Consider the following 19,855-nt stretch of genomic DNA (forward strand, 5'->3'; position numbering starts at 1 on the left):
GCGCGGGAAATCCTTGTCGGGCGGAACTGGCGCAATCTGCCAATGGTGGTGCCGGTGGGTGTTCTCGGGATCGCCAATCTGCTGATGCACTTGGAGGCCGATGGCGTCGCCGTGCCATCTGGGCTGGGGTGGCGGCTGGGGCTGACCACAGTCATCGTGCTGATCTCGGTGATGGCGGGCCGGATCGTGCCGAGCTTCACGCGCAATTGGCTGGCAAAGCGCCCTGGGTCGAAATTGCCGGGCAGCCATGGCTGGGTCGACAAACTTGCGCTTGGTATCCTGCATGCGGGCCTCATTGGCTGGGCATTCCTGCCGGCGTTCTGGCCAGTCGGCCTGCTGCTTCTGCTTGGCGCGGCGATCAATCTCTGGCGCCTGCTGCGTTGGCGCGGATTTGCGACCGCCGCGGAGCCTCTGCTCCTGATTCTCCACGTTGGCTATGCCTGGCTCGTGCTTGGTGTCGCTTTGCTCGGCGCGGCCCTGGTGGGCGCCGATGTGCCGCTCAATGCGGCCATCCACACGCTGACGGCGGGGGCAATCGGCACGATGATACTTGCGGTGATGACACGAGCCACCCGTGGCCACGTCGGGCGCGCGCTTTCAGCCGATCGTCGCACCATTCTGATCTACGGTCTTGTCACCCTTGCGGCAATCATGCGTGTCGCGGCCGCGTTCGCCGCGATTTGGATCATGCCGCTTCTCATCATTTCGGCCGGTCTCTGGATCGCCGCTTTCGCAGGCTTCGCGCTCAGCTACGGCCCGATGCTGCTTTTGCCGCGCCGCGCCCGGTAAGAGCATCGCACATCCGGTTGTCGCGGACGCGGTGCGACATTTCGCTCTGCTTCGGCATTACCTTCCTGGTCGGGATCGAGGGCGCGATCTTGTTCCTGCAATCGCGGTCAGGGGACGTGCTCCGAGATGGCTACAATATCACGCGCCGATGTCCTCCGGGGACACCGGAGCGCCAGAACTCGCGCGCCGCGCCAGCGTGCCGTGAACATAGGCCAGCCGGCGGAGCGCATGCTGGGCCAGCGCCTGGGCCTCCAACAAAGTCGCTTCGTCGATCGCCTTCTCCGCGATATCCGTATAGCGCTCGAACGCGTCTTCCAAAATCCTGAGCCCGTCGCGCACAGACCCGGCGCGCATGCTCTGCGGCGGCGACGCATTGACAGATGGCAACCGCACCGCGAGCGCGCCGCTGAGATCGCCTTCCTCATCAGCGGCATGATCGAACAACGCCGCCACCTCGGGTTCCTGCCGCGTCGCCAGGCGTAAGGCCAGCGCACGATGCGCCGCAGCGGCTGCACGCTCCATCGGTATCGCCAGCGCCAGCAATTCGTCGACGGATTCGGGCCGTGTGTCGGTTGGGGGAGGCAATGCGGGTGTCTGTCGCCGCCACGCTTTGCGCCGTTCGCGCCGCAATAGACCGGCATGCCCTAGTTCATCGACAGCGAATTGCTCGGCGAGACGTGCCAGCATGGGGGTCGCTGCTGATGCGGCTACATAGGTATAAAAGACGAAGGCGCGTTCCTCGTTGCGCACAGCGATGGCCAATGCGCGATAGGGGGAGAGCCCAGCGCTACGCGCTTCCTCTTCGTCGAAGTTCTCGGGCACGTCCCAAGGCATGCTGGTCAGGTCTGGCGGGTGGCCCGTGATCCCCTCCGCGCGCGCTTCAACCTCCATTGCATGCTTGTCCTCGATTTCCGCCAGAAAGATAAACAGCGTGGCAAGCACGTCTTCGCTTTGTATGCGCATGCGCACCGCCAGTTCGCGGTAGCGGCGGGCAGCTTCACGCTCCATCGCGTGAGCGATCGCGATCAGTTGTTCGGCCGAGGAGACTACTCCTGGTAGTGCGGTCTTCATTGGAGGTAGCATTGGCTGTCTCTTCCGCCATCCGGCGTATTTGCAGTTTAGCTGCGAACGAGGCATTTCGCACGTGCCTTGCCAACCCTATCTACGTCGATGCCATGGCCCGGAATCTGGGCCTGCGCACCAGACCGTTCTATGGATGTGTTCAGCAGCGCGAATCTTCGCGGCAATACCACTTGGAGCAAATAGCCTGCCCAAACGTGTAACAACTTGGTGACCTTTGGATCCACCACTTTCCCGTGCCGTTCGGTGGTTCGTGCGATCCTTGTTTTTTCGATTCTGATCGCGATGCTGCTGCTTGGGCCGCTATCGGCACGGGCGCAGTCGGGCATCCATCTCGGCGATTTTCTGAAACAAACACAACTTTCCGATGTGTTCCCGGGTGCTGACAAGGTTGGCCCCGTAGAAGGCAATCCGCCTGCCGCCGCTGCGTATCGGGGCGATCAGGCCGTGGGATTTGTCTACCTGAATTCCGATGTCGTCAGCTCAACCGGTTATTCCGGCAAGCCGATCCGCATACTGGTGGGAATCAACATCAACGGCCGTATTGTCGGCGCGAAACTGGTCGAACACCATGAACCCATCGTGCTCATCGGTATTCCCGCAGCCAAACTGACGGCCTTCATACACGGCTACGTTGGCCTGGACATCGGCAAATCGCCAGAGACAGCGTTGAATGGCCTGCCGGTGGATATTATCAGCGGCGCCACGGTTACCACGATGGTGATCGGCGATAGCATTACTCGATCGGCGATCCTGGTTGCTCAGTCGCGAGGTCTGGGAACCCCGCAGGCGATGCTCGCGCCAGCCGCGACCGTAAAGCGGCTGGACACAGCCAACGTGCCGGTCGAGGCTTGGCGGGCGCTGCTGGGCGACGGTTCGGTACGACGGCTGCTGCTGACCATAGCGGATGTGAACGCGGCCTTCGCGAAATCCGCTAATCCGCTTGCCGCGCAGCATCCGGAAGAAGGCCCGGACAGTGACGATTTCATCGACCTGTATGTCGCGGAAGCAAGCGTACCCGGCATTGGCCGAAGCCTGCTGGGCGAGGCTGGGTTTCAGCGGCTTAAAGACCGCATTCAGCCCGGTCAGCAGACCATCCTGATCGCCGGCAGCGGCCGGTATTCCTTCAAAGGGTCGGGATATGTGCGTGGCGGCATTTTCGATCGCATTCAGTTGGTGCAGGGCGACAACATCATCCGCTTCCACGACCGAGACCATCAGCGGATCGGGGATATTGCCGCGGACGGAGCCCCCGGCTTTCCAGAAATTGGCTTGTTCACCATTCCCCCAGGCGAAAAGTTCGATCCCACCGCCCCTTGGCGCCTGATTCTGCTGGCCCAACGCGAGATCGGCGCCCGCGACAAGGCGTTTCTGACATTCGACGTCACTTATACACTACCCTCCAAGTATGTGATCGTAGAGAAACCGGCAGCGGCCTTACCGTCGCCAGTGCCAGCGGCGGTGGCAAATACAGAAACCGGCGCGCCAACGCTTACGTGGCGGATGATGTTCTCGGCAGTCCCAGGGGAGCCACTATGGATTCGTATCTGGCAGGTGAAGATCGGCCAGGTTCTCGTTCTATCGGTGGCTCTGCTGGCATTGACCGCGATCTTCTTTTTCCAGGATATATTGGTCCGGAGGCCTGTACTCTATCACCGTCTGCGGCTGGCATTCCTCACCTTCACCCTACTGTGGATCGGCTGGTATGCCGACGCACAATTGTCGGTGGTGAATATCCTTGCCTTCGCCAATGCATTGCGTACGGATTTCCGGTGGGATTATTTCCTGATGGACCCACTTATTTTCATCCTCTGGTTCTCGGTCGCCGCTGCCCTGCTGTTCTGGGGCCGCGGGGCCTATTGCGGTTGGCTATGTCCTTTCGGGGCATTACAGGAACTCTTGAGTGCGGTTGCCAAAAGGCTTCGGATTCCGCAGCTTACCGTGCCGTTCGGCATTCACCAGCGCTTGTGGCCGATCAAGTACATTATCTTCCTGATTATATTCGGCCTGTCATTGTACTATCTGTCGCTGAGCGAGGAAGTCGCAGAGGTTGAGCCATTCAAGACAGTGATTATCTTGCATTTTATGCGGGAATGGCCGTTCGTGCTGTATGCGGTTGTGCTGCTGTCCGCCGGTCTGTTCGTCGAGCGTTTCTTCTGCCGCTATCTGTGTCCACTGGGCGCTGCGCTGGCGATTCCCGCCAAGCTGCGCATGTTCGACTGGCTGCGGCGCTACCGCGAATGCGGCAGTCCGTGCCAACGCTGTGCCAACGAATGTCCGGTGCAGGCCATCCATCCCGAGGGTCATATCAATCCGAACGAATGCATCCAGTGCCTCCACTGTCAGGAACTGTATCATGACGACCATCGCTGCCCGGTCATGATCCAGCGCCGGCTGAAGAGCGAGCGCCGTACGGCGGTGATCGGCAGTCCGCCACCACCGGCCGGAAAGGTGGCGCCAAATAGCAAACCACCTTTACCCGTCCCGACGCGCTAGCCCAAAACTGCGCTATTTGATCCAGCGCAAAGACACCAGGCAGGTTACCCCGTATCGCAACTCTTGAGACCCAGCGTCGCGAGAGGAAGATTTTTGTGTCCTATTGGCCCACTTGTGATTTTGAGGCGGTGTTCATTCCTGCCTATCGGACGGATTCTGAGCCGCCGTGTCGGTCATCGCCGGACTGCCGGATTTGCCGCCGAACTGAGTAGTTTCCGGCCCTATTTGTCTACCCGATTCCGTGCCTTCAATCGCGAAGCATAAAGAGGAGTCCGACGCTGGCCAACAGCCTGGCGGGTGAGTTCGCGTCCCGGCCGAAGGCGAAAGGCGGAGCCGTCGGGCATCGATGCTCTTTGGACACTGCAAAGCCGATTGTGAGGCATGAAGCCTGCCTCCCACGGAGAGTCGGACACTTAACGTTTTCACGGGCATAGCCTGGACACGCTGCTGCCTCGACTAAAAATCCATTGCCGCGTGCACCACAGAGAGGACCTGATCATGTCATCCGAAGAACCACACCGCCCCGTGCCCCGTCCGGTCCAGGATTCTGATGAGGCCAAGGACACTCAGGCAAGCAGCGTACGGAGGCGAGGCTTGCTTGCAGGAACCGCGACGATCGCCGGATTTGCCGGCGCCGGCGTAGGTGGATTTTTGGCACTATCGCGCGCTGCGATGGCCCAATCGCGCGCCGCCGCTCAGAGCATCGAGGTAAAGCCGGGTGATCTCGACGAATATTACGGCTTCAACAGCAGCGGCCAGACGGGAGAGGTGCGCATCATGGGCATCCCTTCGATGCGCGAGTTCATGCGCATCCCGGTGTTCAATCGCGACAGTGCGACCGGCTGGGGCCTGACCAACGAGAGCCGCAAGATTCTGACCGAGGGATTGTTGCCGGAAACGCGCAAATTCCTGGAAACACGCGGTGGCAGCTTCGTGAACGGCGACGCGCACCATCCTCACATGTCCTTTACGGACGGCACGTATGACGGGCGCTATATATTCGTCAACGACAAAGCCAACTGCCGGGTCGCTCGGGTTCGTTGCGATGTCATGAAGTGTGACAAAATCATCGAGATTCCGAACGCATCCGACATCCACGGTTTGAGGCCGCAGAAATTTCCCCGCACCGGCTATGTCTTCGCCAACAGTGAGCACATTATCCCGATCCCAAACGATGGGTCCGTACTGAACGACGACAAGACCAAATACTGGTCCGTCTATACCGCGATTGATGGCGATACCATGAAAGTGGCCTGGCAAGTGCTGGTGGATGGTAACCTGGACAATACGGACGCGGACTATCAGGGCAAGTATTCGTTTTCCACCTGCTACAATTCGGAGAAGGGCTTCAACCTCGCCGACATGACTTCGGCAGAACAAGATTGGGCGGTCATCTTCAATCTCAAGCGGATTGAGGATGCGGTCAAGAGTGGCGACTACAAGACGATGGCCGGCGTGCCGGTCGTCGACGGTCGTCACGGCTCACGCTACACGCGTTATGTGCCTATTTCCAACAATCCGCATGGCATAAATACCGCGCCGGACGGCATTCACGTCGTCGTCGCCGGCAAGCTCTCGCCAACCGCGACGGTGTTGGACGTACGCCTGTTCGACGATCTGTTTGACGACAAGATCAAGCCACGCGATGTCGTGGTGGCGGAGCCAGAAGTCGGCCTGGGTCCGTTGCACACCGCGTTCGATGGCAAGGGCAACGCCTTCACCACGACGTTTATCGACAGTCAGGTGGTGAAGTGGAATATCGATAAGGCACGGCGTGCCTTCAAAGGTGAGAAGATCGACCCGATCCTGCAGAAGATCGATGTTCATTACCAGCCGGGGCACAATCATTCCTCCATGGGAGAAACCAAGGAAGCCGACGGGAAGTGGCTGATATCACTGAATAAGTTTTCCAAGGACCGCTTCCTGTCGGTGGGTCCATTGCATCCCGAAAACGACCAATTGATCGATATTTCCAGCGACCAAATGAAGCTCGTGCATGATGGCCCGAGCTTTGCGGAGCCGCACGATATTTGCATTGTGCATCGTTCCAAGGTGCAGCCGATGGCGATCTGGAAGCGCGATGACCCGATGTGGGAAGATGCGCGCCGACAAGCTGCGAAGGATAACGTCAAACTCGAGGAAGCGGCCAACATCATTCGCGATGGAAACAAGGTGCGGGTCTATATGACCTCGGTTGCGCCCGCTTATAGCCTCGAAAAGATCGAGGTAAACCAGGGCGATGAGGTAACGATCACCATTACCAACCTGGACGAAGTGGAGGATCTGACGCACGGGTTCACGATCGTCCGCTACGGCGTGATGATGGAAATCTCGCCCCAGGAGACGTCATCCGTTACCTTCATCGCGGATCGGCCGGGCGTGCATTGGTATTATTGCCAGTGGTTCTGCCATGCGCTGCACATGGAGATGGCGGGGCGCCTTCTCGTTGCACCGCGCAAAGTATGAGGTATCGGCTGGGATTGGTCCCCGCCACGTGCGCCGTTTGTTGCGTTGTCCTCACCGCGTCAGCATACGCGGCGAGGATCGACGTACCGGCGGGTGATCATATCCGGACAGCGGTGGCAGCGGCGGCGGCAGGCGATGTTCTGATACTCGAATCCGGGGTGCATGACGGTCCGGTGGTGATTGACCGTGCATTGTCACTCGAAGGTAACCCCGGCGCCATCATCGACGGTCACAGTCAGGCAAGCACAATCGAGATAGCGGCACCGAATGTCAGCATCAGGCATCTGAGCATACGGAATTCCGGGCGAAGCTTGGCCCAGATGGATGCCGGCGTATTTCTGAGCCAGGTTGCCACCGACGCGGTGGTGGAAGACAACGAACTCACGGACAACCTCGTGGGGGTCTGGGTGCATGGTGCGTCAGGAGCGATCGTACGGGCGAATCGGATCGCGGGATGGGCCGCGCGGAACCTGAACGACAGCGGCAACGGCATCTATGTCTGGAACGCGCCGGGCGCGCAGATCATCGACAACGATATTACCGGTGGGCGCGACGGTATTTTCACCAACGCCAGCCGCAACAACGTCTTTCGCGGCAACCGGATACATGGCGTCCGCTTTGCGGTCCATTACATGTACACGCAGGACAGTGAGATAAGCGACAATGTCTCGGTCGGCAATCACGCTGGTTTCGTCATCATGTATTCCCCACACCTGACGGTGCGCAACAATATCTCCGACGGCGATCGCGACCACGGCATGCTCTTCAACTTCGCCAACGGATCGCTGATCGAGGGCAACGCGGTGCTGCATGGCGGGGACCAGTGTGTCTTCATTTATAACGCCAACAAGAATCGTTTCGTTGGTAACTGGTTCGAGGGGTGCCGCATCGGCATTCACTTCACCGCCGGGTCGGAAGGCAATGTCATGACCGGGAATGCCTTCGTGGGCAACAAAACCCAGGTTATGTATGTAGGCACCCGCGATCTGGACTGGTCGGAGCACGGCCGGGGCAATTACTGGAGCGACAATCCGGCGTTCGATCTAAATGGCGATGGCATCGCCGATACCGCCTATCATCCGAATGATTTGGTAGACCAGGTGGTCTGGCGCTATCCGGCGGCAAAGCTGCTGCTGAACAGCCCAGCCGTACAACTCGTCCGCTGGGCGCAGTCGGCCTTTCCGAACCTACATCCGGGCGGCGTGATCGACAGTGCGCCGCTGATGCGGCCGCCCTACGTGCCCGCCGCGCATTATCGCGACCCTTCGCCACGTCCCGTCCTAGCAGCGAGACTTGGTCCATGATGAGCGCATCGGTAAGGCTCAGCAGCGTCTCAAAGCAGTATGGCCCCCTGCATGCTGTCGCCGGGCTGAATCTTGAACTGCACGAGGCCGAGCGTGTCGCCCTGGTGGGTCATAATGGTGCGGGCAAGAGTACGTTGATCAAGCTGATGCTTGGCGTGATCCGGCCGACCGAGGGACATATCGAAGTATTGGGGGTCGAGCCTGCTCATCGTGGCTTCGCGGCCGTGCGGATGGCGATGGGCTTCCTGCCGGAGAACGTGGTGTTCCCGCCATCGATGACCGGTGCGGAAGTGCTTTCTTTCTATTCGCGGCTGAAGCACCAGCCGGTTTCACGCAATCGAGCACTTCTGGAGCGCGTCGGCATCGCCGAAGCGGCGGGCCGTTCGGTTCGCACCTACTCCAAGGGCATGCGACAACGCCTGGGTTTGGCACAGGCACTGATTGGAGAACCGCGCGTCCTGCTGCTGGACGAACCGACGACCGGTCTCGACCCCGAATCGCGCCAGAGTTTCTACGAGATCGTCACTGAGTTGGGCCAGAGAGGCACGACCGTGTTGCTATCCACCCACGTGCTGGCCGAGATCGAGCATCAGGTGGACCGCGTGATCATGCTGGACCACGGTCGCAAGGTCGCCGACGGGACGCTGTCTGATTTGCGCCGCCTATCGGGATTTCCGACACGCATCAGGGTCGGTCTGGCGACGGGCGTGCGGCTTCATCCGGCGCTTCTGGCAGGCATGGCCGAATGCCGGGATATTGATGAACGGACCGTGGAGATCCTGTGCTCCAACGCGCGCAGCCTTGATGTCCTGCGGTGCCTGCTGAACGCGTCTGTTCCGCTCGCTGGCATCGAAATCGCGCCACCATCGCTTGATGATGTCTATGTCGATATTCTGCGACGGACGGCCGCGGAATGAGACCCGTTCTGATCATGGCTGGCCGTGAATTTCGCGACGGCATTCGCAACCGCCGTGTCGTCGGCACAACATTGCTGATGGCGGCGCTGTCCTTGACCTTGGCCCTGCTCGGAAGTGCGCCCACCGGGACGGTGGGGGCCAGTGCTCTGTCAGTCACCGTTGTAAGTTTGTCCAGCCTGACGATTTTCCTAGTACCGCTGATTGCACTGCTGATTTCATATGACGCGATCGCTGGGGAGGTGGATCGTGGCACCATGCTGCTGTTGCTATCTTACCCTGTGACGCGCTGGCAGATTCTTGCGGGCAAATTCATCGGCCATGTCTGTATCCTTACGCTCGCAACCATTCTCGGTTACGGCGCGGCCGGTGTGGCCGTGGGCATCGCCAACGGTGCTGCCGAGCAAGGCGCCGCCGCATCTTTCGTGATGATGCTAGGGAGCAGCGTGTTGCTCGGAGCGACGTTCATCGCGCTCGGCTATGTCATTAGCGTAGTGGTGTGGGACCCGCGAACGGCCGCGGGCGTTGCCATCGGTGTCTGGCTTTTCTTTGTCGTGCTCTACGATATGGCATTGCTTGGTCTGCTCATTGCCGATCAGGGCAAGAGCATCACGCCAACCGTGCTGAGCGTAATGCTGCTCGCCAATCCCGCGGATATCTTCCGGCTGCTCAACCTTACTGGATTCTCCAATATCAGCACGCTGTCCGGCATGGCGGGGTTGTCGGCACAGGTGATGTTTGGCGGAGCCACGCTGGTCATCGCGCTCGTTGCCTGGATCGTGGTGCCGCTCTCGGCCGCGGGCCTGATCTTCGCGCGGAGGCAAATATGATGTGGCTCCGGTGGCTCGTCCTTCTGTCGGTGCTCGCGACGACGGCGTGCCTTCATGATTCGTCGTCCGATAAAGCGCCGCCAGCGCAGGAGTTTGGGCAGGGACAGGTCGCCGAGTTCTGCGGCATGTCGCTACAGGAACATAACGGCCCGAAAGCTCAGATCTTCGTCAAGGATCGCGTCGCGCCCTATTGGTTTGCATCCGTCCATGACATGTTTGCCTTCACGCTGCTGCCGGAAGAGCCGCGAGCCATCGTCGCGATTTATGTCAACGACATGGGCCATGCACGCAACTGGGACCACCCCGAGCCAGGCGTTTGGGTCGAAGCGCACAAGGCCTTCTTCGTCATTGACAGCCGCAGACACGGCGGCATGGATGAGGACGAGGCAGTGCCGTTCAGCGACACCGCCGCCGCCCGGGCATTTATCGGGCAGAATGGCGGGCGCATGGTTCGCTTCAAAGAGATGCCGACGGACTATATTCTACCAAATGCCGACGGCGGCACTGCACCGGGGAAATCCTGAAAGGCACGATCGTGACAGCCACCAAACTCGCGCGCCGTCGATTTATTCGAATTCTGGCCGCCGCTCCCGGGTTTGCGCTACCGGCAGTTCATGGGCATGCCGAGGAACGCGCGGCGGATGATGCCGACGAACATCTCCATGTCTGGCGCGGGGCGGCCCTGGGCGCGGATGCCATGATCCAGTTGCATCATCCGGATGCGCAGGTGGCGCACCGCCTTATCGCCCGGGCGATCGTGGAAGTTTCCCGGCTGGAACGGGTGTTCAGCCTCTATGACGATCAGTCGGCGATCAGCCGCCTCAATCGGGTTGGGGTTTTGGATGATCCTCCGGCCGAACTGGTGATGCTGCTCGGACAGAGCGAGCAGTTCAGCCAACTGACGGCGGGGGCGTTCGATGCGACCGTGCAGCCGCTGTGGGATTTATATGCCGAGCATTTCACTGGGGTGAACCCGGACCCGAACGGGCCGTCTCATGCGGCGATTGAAGCGGCGCTGCAACGGGTCGGTCATGCCGCTGTGGAGGTGGACACGCGACGGATCCGATTCGTGCACCCACGCATGGCGATTACGCTGAATGGTATCGCCCAGGGCTATATCACCGATTGTATCGTCGACTTGCTGCGCGAGGAAGGCATAGACCGGTCACTGGTGGACATGGGCGAAACCCGCGCGATCGGCAGCCGCCCGGACGGCAGTCCCTGGATCGTCGGGCTTGAGGACCCGGCAGCGCCTGGCCATGTGACGCAGAGGATCACAATCGACAATCGAGCCGTCGCCACCTCCGGCGGATATGGCACGCTGCTCGACCCGGCGGGGCGCTTTAACCACATCTTCAACCCTGCCACGGGCGGCACGAGCTGGCGCTATGCCTCCGTTTCGGTGGTAGCAGGCACGGCGGCAACCGCGGATGCTTTGTCCACGGCTTTTTCGCTTCTGCCTATCGAGATGATGCAGCCGATCGTGTCGCAACTGGGTCTGCGTCTCTATCTGGTCAAGCCGGATGGACAGCGCACGGAATTGGGTACGGCCTGAAAAGAGTGCGGGCCGCGGGTGCGGTCCGCATTCTTTTCGCACCATCATTTAGGTGCGGTGGCTGCCGCGAACAGCTTCGCGAATGCCGGCTTCGCCTTCCCTGGCTGCGGAACGGCTTCTGCTTTCGCAAGGTTGACCGACGGGTCGCCAACGACGATCAGGGCGACCATCCCCATGCCATAGTGGGGCGTACATTCCGCGCCATAGACGCCGGGCTTGGTCAGGGTAATGGTAAGATCCTTGTTCATCTCACCCTTGAAGGCTTCCGCGCCATCCGGAATCATTCCGTCGATTGACCGAACGTCATGGCCTTTATCCTTTGCAATGAAATGCACCGTGTCACCCGGCTGAATCTTGAGCAACGCCGGATCAAACTGAAACATGCCGTGTGGGGTCATGTTCAATGTATTGACAGTGAAATCAGCTGCATTTGCCGCAGCCGCTCCTGATACAGCGATGGCAGCGGCCATAATCAATTGTTGGGTCAAACGCATCTCAAAACTCCATGTTCGTTTATACACGCCGGGCACTGTGCTCGTCGGGACTCTTCCTTGACGTCCGCACCGGTCTTCCCAGAAAACCGAGCTCCATTTCGATTGGTCTCAAGCGTCAACTCTGTTGGTGGTCCGGATATGACTTCCTCGGTGGTCCCACCCCGACGCAGGCGAAAATCAGCACTCCACGCTTCGCTTCCTTCATCGCGAGCAATATGCGACCGGCTCCGCTGGCTGTCCTTGCGATAGAACAAGTTGCAAGATCTTTGTCCGCCCTCAGTGCATACACGTCCGTACGACGCCGCGCTTGGGGCATCTCGGCGCCACACTCCAAAGATAGGAATGTCCCGACCATTCGCCAAAGCACATGCCCAGGAGCGTGCCGGGCAAATTTCGCCTGTCATTCGTAACTGTCCTTTCCGGATCATGTGCATGAGTCGACCCCGGCAAGCGTTACGGAGGCTGACCCGAAAGATTTGAACCCCAGCATACAATGAGAACCGCCTCGAAATCGGCCGGCTGTTACCTACATCAAGCCAGAAACTGGGAAAATCCGATCAAACAGAAGACTTCTTAACAGCCTGTCAGACCTACCCGCCTGCACTCGCTTCCGCTCCCCTTGATCCACATCAAGGCCAATTGTCGTCGACAAGATCAGACAGACCCGCCTAATGTCGCACAGCATCTAAATCGGCTCTGCTTCACTCGCTGTGGAACCCGGGCGATGTTGCACGTGCCGTCGCGAGACGGCATCAGGAAGGATGGAAACATCAGCATTGTGGGCGCCCGTGGCAAAGCAGAGTGTCTCGCTTGTAGAGCGCGGCGGTCGCGGGTGGACGGTCTCTGTGGACAGCCATGGTGACGCAGACTGTCCGATCTGCGGGACGCGGTCGAAATCCCGGCATGGGTCGTATATCCGATCTCTTCAGGACTTGCCGGCACAAGGGACGGCGGTCTTGATCCGCGCCCGAGTGTCCCGATGGCTTTGCCGGAATGATCAGTGTGAACGTCGCACTTTCGCCGAGCGTCGACCGGATCTCGCAACCCCGCGGGCACGACGCACCACGCGCATGGCCGGCATCGTACGGCTGTTCGGTCATGCCGTCGGTGGGCGCCCGGCCGAACGGCTGCTGGCCCGCCTGGGCATGGCGCTCGGCCACACCACCATATTGCGACATGTGAAGTGCGGCGCCTCTGGCGGGTCAGCGACGCTGCGAGTGGCTGGAATCGATGATTGGGCCTGGAAGAAGGGCACGACCTACGGGACGATGATCGTGGATCTCGAGCGGCGGCAGGTGGTCGACGTGTTGGCGGATCGCTCGGCGGATTCGATCGCCGAGTGGCTCCGCGGGCACCCAGAGGTCGAAATAGTCAGCCGGGACCGGGCCGGACTCTACGCCGATGGTGCACGGCAGGGAGCGCCACAGGCACGCCAAATCGCGGATCGGTTTCACCTGCTCCTGAACTTTCGGGAAGCCGTCGAGCGACAGCTGGGAGGGTTGGGTCCGCCGATCCGGCGAGGGCCACCTTCGCTCGCGAACGACGACGTCGACCCGACGGTGACGCTCACCGGTGACCAGCCCCGCGTGTCAGAGGCCGAGCGGCAGGCTTTAACGCGGCAAGGCCGCGATGCTGATCGCCAGGTCCTGTTCGACCAGATCAGGGCCTTGTACGACGCTGATGTGACGATCAAGGATATTGCCAAGCAGCTGGGACTCGGTCTGCGGCGCGTTCAGCGGTGGGTCCGCCTGATTGAGCTTCCCGCCCGAAACGCTATGGCGCCGAAGCCGTGCACGCCGGCATATTATGGCGCGTATCTGGAGGCGCGCTGGGCGGAAGGTGTCACTGCGGTGAAGGTGCTGTTGGCGGAAATCAGCCAGCGCGGCTACACCGGATCCCATAGTCATCTGGCGCGCTTTCTTGCGCCATGGCGAATGGCGATCACCACGATGCCTGCCGACCCTTCTTGCCAGCTCCAGACGGAGGCTAGAATACCGCCGCAGATGGCGGCCCAGGACCCGATGACCGGTCGGCGGATCTCGTCGCTTACTGCGGCAGCGCTTTGTGTCAAGCCGCGCGGCGAGATGACGCCCCGGCAAATCGTCAATGTTGATTTGCTCAAGGCGACGTCAGCGGAGTTCGCCACGATGCGCGGACTGGCGATGCGGTTCGCCGGACTGCTTCGAGGCAGCGACATCGGAAAGCTGGACGTATGGTTGCGCGACGCGCGACATTGCGGGCTTCACGCCATACGAAGTTTCGTCAGAAAATTGCGCCAGGATATCGACGCGGTTCGGAACGCCATCCTTGAACCCTGGAGCAATGGCCAAGTCGAAGGCCAGATCAATCGATTGAAGACGCTGAAGCGGGCCATGTACGGTCGCGCGAGTGTTGAGTTGCTTCGCGCCAGAATGATGCCGTTAAACTAAAGATTCCACAGAGAGTGAAGCAGAGCCACGATCTTTGCGCCCTTTGCCCGCCTCCACACGAATGACCATGCGCCGGCTGTCGATTGCCGCTGGTCTCAATCGGACCGCCTCGGAAACGCGCAACCCCGCCGCGTAGCAGACTGTCAGGATCACGCGCTGCTTCAGGCTTTTCATCGCGTCCAGGAAAGTGGCGACCTCCGCCGGGCTCAGCACTTCGGGAAGCTGGTGCGGCTGCCGGCAGGTGGGGATATCGTCCTTGATGTTCCATGCCCGCCGCAGGGTGACGGTATAGAGGAACCGAAGCGCCGCCACCGCGACCGAGATCGAACTGGCCGCCAGGCGCTTGTCACGGGCCAGGAAAATCTGCCAAGCCCGGATCTCGGCCGTCCCGAGAAGTTCCGGCGACCTGTGAAAATGACGAGCGAACCTGTCGACCTGTTCGACGTAGCAGACCTGAGTCCGAGGCGCGAGGTTCCGAATCTGCATGTCCTCGATCATGCGTTGGCGAAGTGGGGTCATGACCAACTCCTCTGTGAGATAAACAGCGCCACATGGCGCCGCCGCATCGTCTCTCAGTTGAGTCGTTAGGCCAGGGGAGCGCCGGACAGTTGCCGCAAACGGATCCCACGATATTGGAAAACGATAGTCTATATCACAAGAGTCCCGCGTAGCGGGTTAGTCCAACTACTGGTTGCGGGGCATCGGGGCCTTTGGACATCACCGGTTTCTCGTGGTCTTGCCGCTCAGCAGGAAAAAGCCGTCTCGCTTGACAACCTCAGCGATTGCGTCAGTTTTGCGAGCTATTGGCTTTACACGCCTGCCGCCCATTGGTCGCCATGGGGCATAATCCGCCGGAAGGTTGTTCCCGGCGGGGTCGGAGGTAAAGCCGCTCACCGCCGTGTGCGTTTCGGATGTGAATATGTAAGTCTTCGCACCGTCGGCAACTGCGGCAATCCGCATGATATAGAAGCCGTCGCGCTGCACCGCCTGAGCTACATGCTCGGACGAGATTAGGGGTGCCAATATGCCGTCGACCGCTAGAGCCGCATCATCGAAATGTTCCCAGGGCGCATACTCCCCTGGCAGATTGTTGCCGGCAGCATCGGCGGTGAAGCCGTACTCTCTTGGATCATTGACTGACCGGAAAAGCGAGAGTCTCATCATGACCGCACAGCACCACTGGGTATGGTTGACGGGGGCTGCTTCCCCCTGATCCAAATCGCGTAAGCGCGTGCGCTCGCTTCCCACTGTAGCGACTCTTCAAGCGGCCCAACCCCGATCCCGATTACGCTGCCCCCCTCGTGTATCACGCGACGCGCGGCTTCAATGGCCGTCGCTGGCGTCGGGTGCGTGGTGACCTGCTCAAATCCAGCAATTCGACATTGGACATGCCATTCCATAGACAATTCGATTAATTGAATCGGCCTCCTTATGCCAAGGTGGTACTTCTACCTACGCAGCGCTCGCTGCTCCTTCTGCGCCAGCTTCCGCCAGACGACCGGCGACAGAATGATCCTCCGCGCCTTCCCGGCCTCTGCCATCCGAGGGCATTATCACGCTAATCTGAGGGTGGACGGCGTAACGGTGTGGATCATCTTACCGAGCCGGTTATACGGTGTTTTGGGTGCTCATTTCCTGGCACCAGACATTAAAGGCCTGTGTCCGGATCTGGCGGCTGCCCGTGGATGTCGACGGGGACGGAAGTGGCTGTAAATTGAAGAGCGGGCGGAGACGAAGTCCTTGGCTTGCCGGGACGATTCGAACCGTTGCATCTGCTGCTCTCGTCGTCGCGTCGGCCGATGTGAGTTCTCCAGTATTATGTGGCACCAGCCACTACAGTGGCGATGGGGCGGGCGACAGGCTACAATATGTGATTTGGGAAAGGCCAAACACCGTTGCTGGACTGATGGAGGAGAGCCGTGACTTGGCCGCTCGCCTCAGGATCGCTCAGACCGAGATCGAGACGCTTATCGCCGGCATCGATACTATCGACATGGTGTTGAAGTTGTTCGCCCCGGAGATCAGCGGAGCGGATGCCAAGCCCATGCAGCTTCCGATCCCCTATGCAGCACGACGATGTGAGATGACGAACAGAGGCATCGTTTACGGCGTCTATATCGACGCGGCAAAGCTGTAGGATACGCCTCGTCCACCACGGCAATTCCTAGGCGGCCTGGAAATGCTAGCTCCGGACAACATGTTCAGGGCTGGACGATGGCGGTAGCGGAGCCTCCGCGACGCCAATCACATGCTGGATCGCCCGTATAAGGTCGGCTTCAAGAAACGGTTTTTGCAACGTCGTCGCGCCCGGCCGCTTCCGTTGCATCGGCGCACCGCTGGTGAAGACACAGGGAACGGTTCGGGTCCGAAGGATGCGGTCTACCGCTGACAGACCACTCCCCTCCAGCAATTGCTCGTCCACGATCATCAGACCGGGCCTGCAACGGGCTGCCGCGGCGACCGCATCTTCCTCGGTGGTGGCGACCGGGCAGACGTCATAGCCCATATCACCCAGCATTTCCGCTAGCAGCAAGCCGATCATCGCGTCGTCCTCGACAACCAGGACCTTGAGCGCGCTCATCGTGATTGCTCACGTGCCGGCCGGACAACCGCTAAGTCCTTTTCAACGCATGCCTGTCCAGACGATTGCTTCGCCTGGACATCGCCGGCGCCCCTGTTCGGCCGATGGCTTCGCTCCACCGGCACGGCCTGCCGCGATCGGTTCTCCAAAAGCATTGCGCTCTCCAAGGTTTCACGGCACGGCCAATCGATAGCGTCACACCAGAGCCTTTAGCCGATGATCGGCCGGTCGATATAGCCTCGGAAAGTACTCATAGCCCGCACCGCGCCAGAATCGTGAAAGACAAGGTTCGCCGTGATACCGAGAGTGTGCTAAGGTACATCTTTCGGCTTACAAGCGGCTGCGGGAACACGCGAAAGACAGCAATCATGCCAGACAGCCAGCCGGACCGGGCTAAATCGGGCCGTCGCCCCCTCGCCCGCGACCCGCCTCCTGGCATCGCTGATTTCCCAATCGTCGGGATTGGCGCCTCGGCGGGTGGGCTGGATGCATGCAGGAAATTTCTCGCCGCACTGCCAGCCAATAACGGCATGGCCTTTATCCTCGTACAGCATCTCGATCCAACGCACGAAAGCATGATGGTCGAGTTGTTGGCCGGCTTCACACCGATGACCGTTCTCCAGGCAACCGAGGGAATGCCGGTCGAACCCGATCATCTCTACATCATCCCGCCGGGCACCTATTTGTCGGTCATCGACGGGACGCTGCGCCTCTCACAGCCCCAGGCGCGCCATGGTGCGCGGCTTCCATTCGATTTTTTGCTGCACTCATTGGCCGCCGACCGGGGCGCATGGGCGCTGTGTGTGGTGCTGTCGGGCACCGGGACCGATGGCAGCCTGGGCTTGCAGGCTATAAAGGCAAGAGGCGGCTTTGTCGTCGCGCAGGACCCCGACGAAGCCGAGTATGGCGGAATGCCGCGAAACGCCATCTCAACCGGCGGCGTGGACCTTGTTTTGCCGGTGGAACGCATTCCGGGGGCACTCACGCAGCGCGACCACCGGCACGCAAGCGTGCCCGGCGGGAACGGCATATTCGATCAGGATACCGCCAGCGACTGGCTGCCAACGATCATCGATCTTCTCCGTGCCAGGACAGCTCACGATTTCACGCTCTACAAGCCGGGCACGCTGCAGCGCCGGATCGAGCGGCGCATGGTGATGGCAGCGGTCGATATCCGGGATTCGGATCGGTATATAAAAATCCTGCAAAACGACCCAAACGAACTCAACCTGCTTGCCAAGGATTTGCTTATCAACGTCACCGGCTTCTTCCGTGACCCAGCGGTCTTCGATCTGCTGGCGAAGAAAATCATTCCGGATCTGGTGCGCAGCCATGCACCCGACAAGCCGATGCGGATCTGGGTCGCCGGATGCAGCACGGGCGAAGAAACGTACTCTCTCGCCATGCTGTTCCGCGAAGAAATTTCCGCCGCCAATCTGGGCATCAAGCTCCAGGTCTTCGCCTCCGACGTCGATCCCGACGCCATAGCCAGCGCTCGAGAGGGCCTTTATCCCGCCAGTATGAAAGCGGACGTTGCCGCCGAACGGATCGCGCGTTTCTTTTCGAAGGAAGAACACAGTTACCGGGTTTCGCCAGAGCTTCGTTCCGCCGTGGTATTCACGGTGCAGGATGTACTGGCCGATCCGCCGTTCTCGCGTCTCGATTTTGTTTCGTGCCGGAATCTACTGATCTACCTGCGCCCGGAGGCACAGGCGAAGGTCGTGGCGCTGTTCCATTTTGCCCTGAGCGAAGGTGGCATCCTGCTACTGGGAACATCGGAAACCACCGGCGCTGACGACGGCAAGTTCGAGGTCATATCGAAGGCAAGCCGGATATACCGGCACATCGGACGCAGCCGGCCCGGGGAATTCGGTTTTATCCGGGGGCCAGGCGACGGCATGCGCGCGCCGACCCGGCCGGGCCAGCCGACGCACCCGTCACGCCAGGCGGTTCTGGCGGAACTGTGCCGGCGCATGGTGATGGAGACATACGCACCGGCGGCCGTACTGATCAACCGAAAGCACGAATGCCTGTTCTCCCTGGGTCCGACGGACCGGTTCCTGCGCGTCGTACCTGGGCACCCGTCCCACGATCTGCTGGCGATGGCTCGGCAAGGCGTACGGACCAAGCTTCGTTCGGCGATCCAGCAGGCCAGCCAGGAAAACGTCCGCATCGTCATCGCCGGCGGCCGGATCAACGAAGACAGTCACGCCGGCACGTTCAGCATCGCCGTGCAACCAGTACGCAACGACGGCGAGGATCTGCTGCTGATCTGTTTCGTTAACGACCCGAAAGCCAAGCTGGTCCGCGACAGATCGGGTGCCTCCCAGGACGGTCCGCGGGTTACAGAACTGGAGCATGAATTGGAAGCGACGCGAACCGAACTTCAGGGCGCCATCCACAATCTGGAAATTTCGGGTGAGGAACAGAAGGCGATCAATGAAGAAGCGTTATCCGTGCAGGAGGAATATCAATCCACCAATGAGGAATTGCTGACCTCGAAAGAAGAACTACAATCGCTGAACGAGGAACTGACCGCGCTGAACAGCCAGTTGCAGGAAACGCTGGAACGGCAACGCACGACTTCCAACGATTTGCAGAACGTCCTTTACAGCACCGATGTCGCGACACTGTTCCTCGACAAAGACCTGAACATCCGCTTCTTCACGCCGGCCACGAAGGCGCTGTTCAGCATCCTTCCCGGCGATATCGGACGCCCGCTGTCGGATTTGAACTCGCTGGCCGAGGATGGCAACCTGCTGGCCGATATCCGGTTGGTGCTGCGGACCCTGGAGCCGACGGAGCGGGAGATCGAAACACAGGCGGGCTTCTGCTTTATCCGCCGTATCCTGCCATACCGGACGCAGGACGACAGCATGGAAGGGGTCGTCATCACCTTTGCCGACATCACCGAACG

At 60.3% G+C, this 19,855-nt stretch carries 16 protein-coding genes and 1 pseudogene; 12 read left to right on the top strand and 5 right to left on the bottom strand.

The annotated features are described in order from the left end of the window. Positions 1-789: NnrS family protein (locus GSQ89_RS17835; RefSeq protein WP_158927754.1), on the top strand; the 789-nt coding region annotated here is incomplete at its 5' end. A 138-nt stretch (positions 790-927) separates the two neighbouring features. On the opposite strand, the gene GSQ89_RS17840 is transcribed toward GSQ89_RS17835, so the two are convergent. Beyond that, positions 928-1,860 carry a ferritin family protein gene (locus GSQ89_RS17840; RefSeq protein ID WP_158927613.1) on the bottom strand — a complete coding sequence of 311 codons (933 nt, stop codon included), beginning with the start codon at positions 1,858-1,860 and terminating at the stop codon, positions 928-930. A 294-nt stretch (positions 1,861-2,154) separates the two neighbouring features. Here GSQ89_RS17840 and GSQ89_RS39270 point away from each other — a divergent pair. The 8 genes and pseudogenes from GSQ89_RS39270 to GSQ89_RS17875 form a co-directional block, all read left to right on the top strand. Then, a pseudogene (locus GSQ89_RS39270) lies at positions 2,155-2,547 on the top strand (regulatory protein NosR); the annotation flags it as partial. A 231-nt stretch (positions 2,548-2,778) separates the two neighbouring features. Continuing rightward, positions 2,779-4,365, top strand: a complete 1,587-nt coding sequence (locus tag GSQ89_RS17845) for a NosR/NirI family protein (RefSeq protein WP_254073261.1) — start codon at positions 2,779-2,781, stop codon at positions 4,363-4,365. Between the two features lie 498 nt (positions 4,366-4,863). Beyond that, the gene (gene nosZ, locus GSQ89_RS17850) at positions 4,864-6,831 is read left to right on the top strand and encodes a TAT-dependent nitrous-oxide reductase (RefSeq protein WP_158927615.1); all 1,968 of its coding nucleotides are present in this window, start codon (positions 4,864-4,866) and stop codon (positions 6,829-6,831) included. Beyond that, the gene (locus GSQ89_RS17855; RefSeq protein WP_158927617.1) at positions 6,828-8,135 is read left to right on the top strand and encodes a nitrous oxide reductase family maturation protein NosD; all 1,308 of its coding nucleotides are present in this window, start codon (positions 6,828-6,830) and stop codon (positions 8,133-8,135) included. Before nosZ ends, GSQ89_RS17855 begins: the two co-directional genes overlap by 4 nt. Continuing rightward, positions 8,132-9,052 carry an ABC transporter ATP-binding protein gene (locus GSQ89_RS17860; RefSeq protein ID WP_216856232.1) on the top strand — a complete coding sequence of 307 codons (921 nt, stop codon included), beginning with the start codon at positions 8,132-8,134 and terminating at the stop codon, positions 9,050-9,052. The genes GSQ89_RS17855 and GSQ89_RS17860 overlap by 4 nt, the downstream gene beginning before the upstream one ends. Beyond that, positions 9,049-9,879, top strand: coding sequence for an ABC transporter permease (locus GSQ89_RS17865; protein WP_158927619.1), 831 nt, complete (start codon positions 9,049-9,051; stop codon positions 9,877-9,879). Before GSQ89_RS17860 ends, GSQ89_RS17865 begins: the two co-directional genes overlap by 4 nt. Then, positions 9,876-10,403, top strand: a complete 528-nt coding sequence (locus GSQ89_RS17870) for a nitrous oxide reductase accessory protein NosL (RefSeq protein WP_216856233.1) — start codon at positions 9,876-9,878, stop codon at positions 10,401-10,403. The genes GSQ89_RS17865 and GSQ89_RS17870 overlap by 4 nt, the downstream gene beginning before the upstream one ends. Positions 10,404-10,414: 11 nt before the next feature. Further along, positions 10,415-11,434, top strand: a complete 1,020-nt coding sequence (locus tag GSQ89_RS17875; RefSeq protein WP_158927621.1) for an FAD:protein FMN transferase — start codon at positions 10,415-10,417, stop codon at positions 11,432-11,434. A gap of 44 nt (positions 11,435-11,478) precedes the next feature. Here the strand turns inward: GSQ89_RS17875 and GSQ89_RS17880 are convergent, their stop codons facing one another. Next, positions 11,479-11,928: a pseudoazurin gene (locus tag GSQ89_RS17880; protein ID WP_158927623.1), complete on the bottom strand. Its 450-nt coding sequence runs from the start codon at positions 11,926-11,928 to the stop codon at positions 11,479-11,481. A gap of 761 nt (positions 11,929-12,689) precedes the next feature. Between GSQ89_RS17880 and GSQ89_RS17885 the strand changes: the two genes are divergently transcribed. Continuing rightward, positions 12,690-14,357, top strand: a complete 1,668-nt coding sequence (locus GSQ89_RS17885) for an ISL3 family transposase (protein ID WP_371734268.1) — start codon at positions 12,690-12,692, stop codon at positions 14,355-14,357. On the opposite strand, the gene GSQ89_RS17890 is transcribed toward GSQ89_RS17885, so the two are convergent. Both GSQ89_RS17890 and GSQ89_RS17895 read right to left on the bottom strand, forming a co-directional pair. Next, positions 14,349-14,876 (bottom strand): site-specific integrase, encoded by a 528-nt coding sequence (locus GSQ89_RS17890; RefSeq protein ID WP_158927627.1) that lies wholly within the window; start codon positions 14,874-14,876, stop codon positions 14,349-14,351. The genes GSQ89_RS17885 and GSQ89_RS17890 overlap by 9 nt on opposite strands. 198 nt (positions 14,877-15,074) lie before the next feature. Further along, positions 15,075-15,521 (bottom strand): hypothetical protein, encoded by a 447-nt coding sequence (locus GSQ89_RS17895; RefSeq protein ID WP_216856234.1) that lies wholly within the window; start codon positions 15,519-15,521, stop codon positions 15,075-15,077. Between the two features lie 760 nt (positions 15,522-16,281). On the opposite strand from GSQ89_RS17895, the gene GSQ89_RS17900 reads away from it, so the two are divergent. Next, positions 16,282-16,494: a hypothetical protein gene (locus GSQ89_RS17900; protein WP_158927631.1), complete on the top strand. Its 213-nt coding sequence runs from the start codon at positions 16,282-16,284 to the stop codon at positions 16,492-16,494. A gap of 45 nt (positions 16,495-16,539) precedes the next feature. Here the strand turns inward: GSQ89_RS17900 and GSQ89_RS17905 are convergent, their stop codons facing one another. Beyond that, positions 16,540-16,938 (bottom strand): response regulator, encoded by a 399-nt coding sequence (locus tag GSQ89_RS17905; protein WP_158927633.1) that lies wholly within the window; start codon positions 16,936-16,938, stop codon positions 16,540-16,542. Between the two features lie 368 nt (positions 16,939-17,306). Between GSQ89_RS17905 and GSQ89_RS17910 the strand changes: the two genes are divergently transcribed. Further along, positions 17,307-19,855 (top strand): chemotaxis protein CheB (locus GSQ89_RS17910; protein ID WP_174254890.1); only part of this gene is annotated, 2,549 nt, incomplete at its 3' end.

The organism is Acidisphaera sp. S103, from assembly GCF_009765975.1.
Lineage (GTDB): Bacteria > Pseudomonadota > Alphaproteobacteria > Acetobacterales > Acetobacteraceae > Rhodopila.

Excerpts from the sequence above, each read along its gene's own strand:
- GSQ89_RS17840 (WP_158927613.1), bottom strand. The coding sequence starts at position 1,860 with ATGAAGACCGCACTACCAGGAGTAGTCTCCTCGGCCGAACAACTGATC.
- nosZ (WP_158927615.1), top strand. The coding sequence starts at position 4,864 with ATGTCATCCGAAGAACCACACCGCCCCGTGCCCCGTCCGGTCCAGGAT.
- GSQ89_RS17855 (WP_158927617.1), top strand. The coding sequence starts at position 6,828 with ATGAGGTATCGGCTGGGATTGGTCCCCGCCACGTGCGCCGTTTGTTGC.
- GSQ89_RS17860 (WP_216856232.1), top strand. The coding sequence starts at position 8,132 with ATGATGAGCGCATCGGTAAGGCTCAGCAGCGTCTCAAAGCAGTATGGC.
- GSQ89_RS17865 (WP_158927619.1), top strand. The coding sequence starts at position 9,049 with ATGAGACCCGTTCTGATCATGGCTGGCCGTGAATTTCGCGACGGCATT.
- GSQ89_RS17870 (WP_216856233.1), top strand. The coding sequence starts at position 9,876 with ATGATGTGGCTCCGGTGGCTCGTCCTTCTGTCGGTGCTCGCGACGACG.
- GSQ89_RS17880 (WP_158927623.1), bottom strand. The coding sequence starts at position 11,928 with ATGCGTTTGACCCAACAATTGATTATGGCCGCTGCCATCGCTGTATCA.
- GSQ89_RS17885 (WP_371734268.1), top strand. The coding sequence starts at position 12,690 with ATGGAAACATCAGCATTGTGGGCGCCCGTGGCAAAGCAGAGTGTCTCG.
- GSQ89_RS17890 (WP_158927627.1), bottom strand. The coding sequence starts at position 14,876 with ATGACCCCACTTCGCCAACGCATGATCGAGGACATGCAGATTCGGAAC.
- GSQ89_RS17895 (WP_216856234.1), bottom strand. The coding sequence starts at position 15,521 with ATGATGAGACTCTCGCTTTTCCGGTCAGTCAATGATCCAAGAGAGTAC.
- GSQ89_RS17905 (WP_158927633.1), bottom strand. The coding sequence starts at position 16,938 with ATGAGCGCGCTCAAGGTCCTGGTTGTCGAGGACGACGCGATGATCGGC.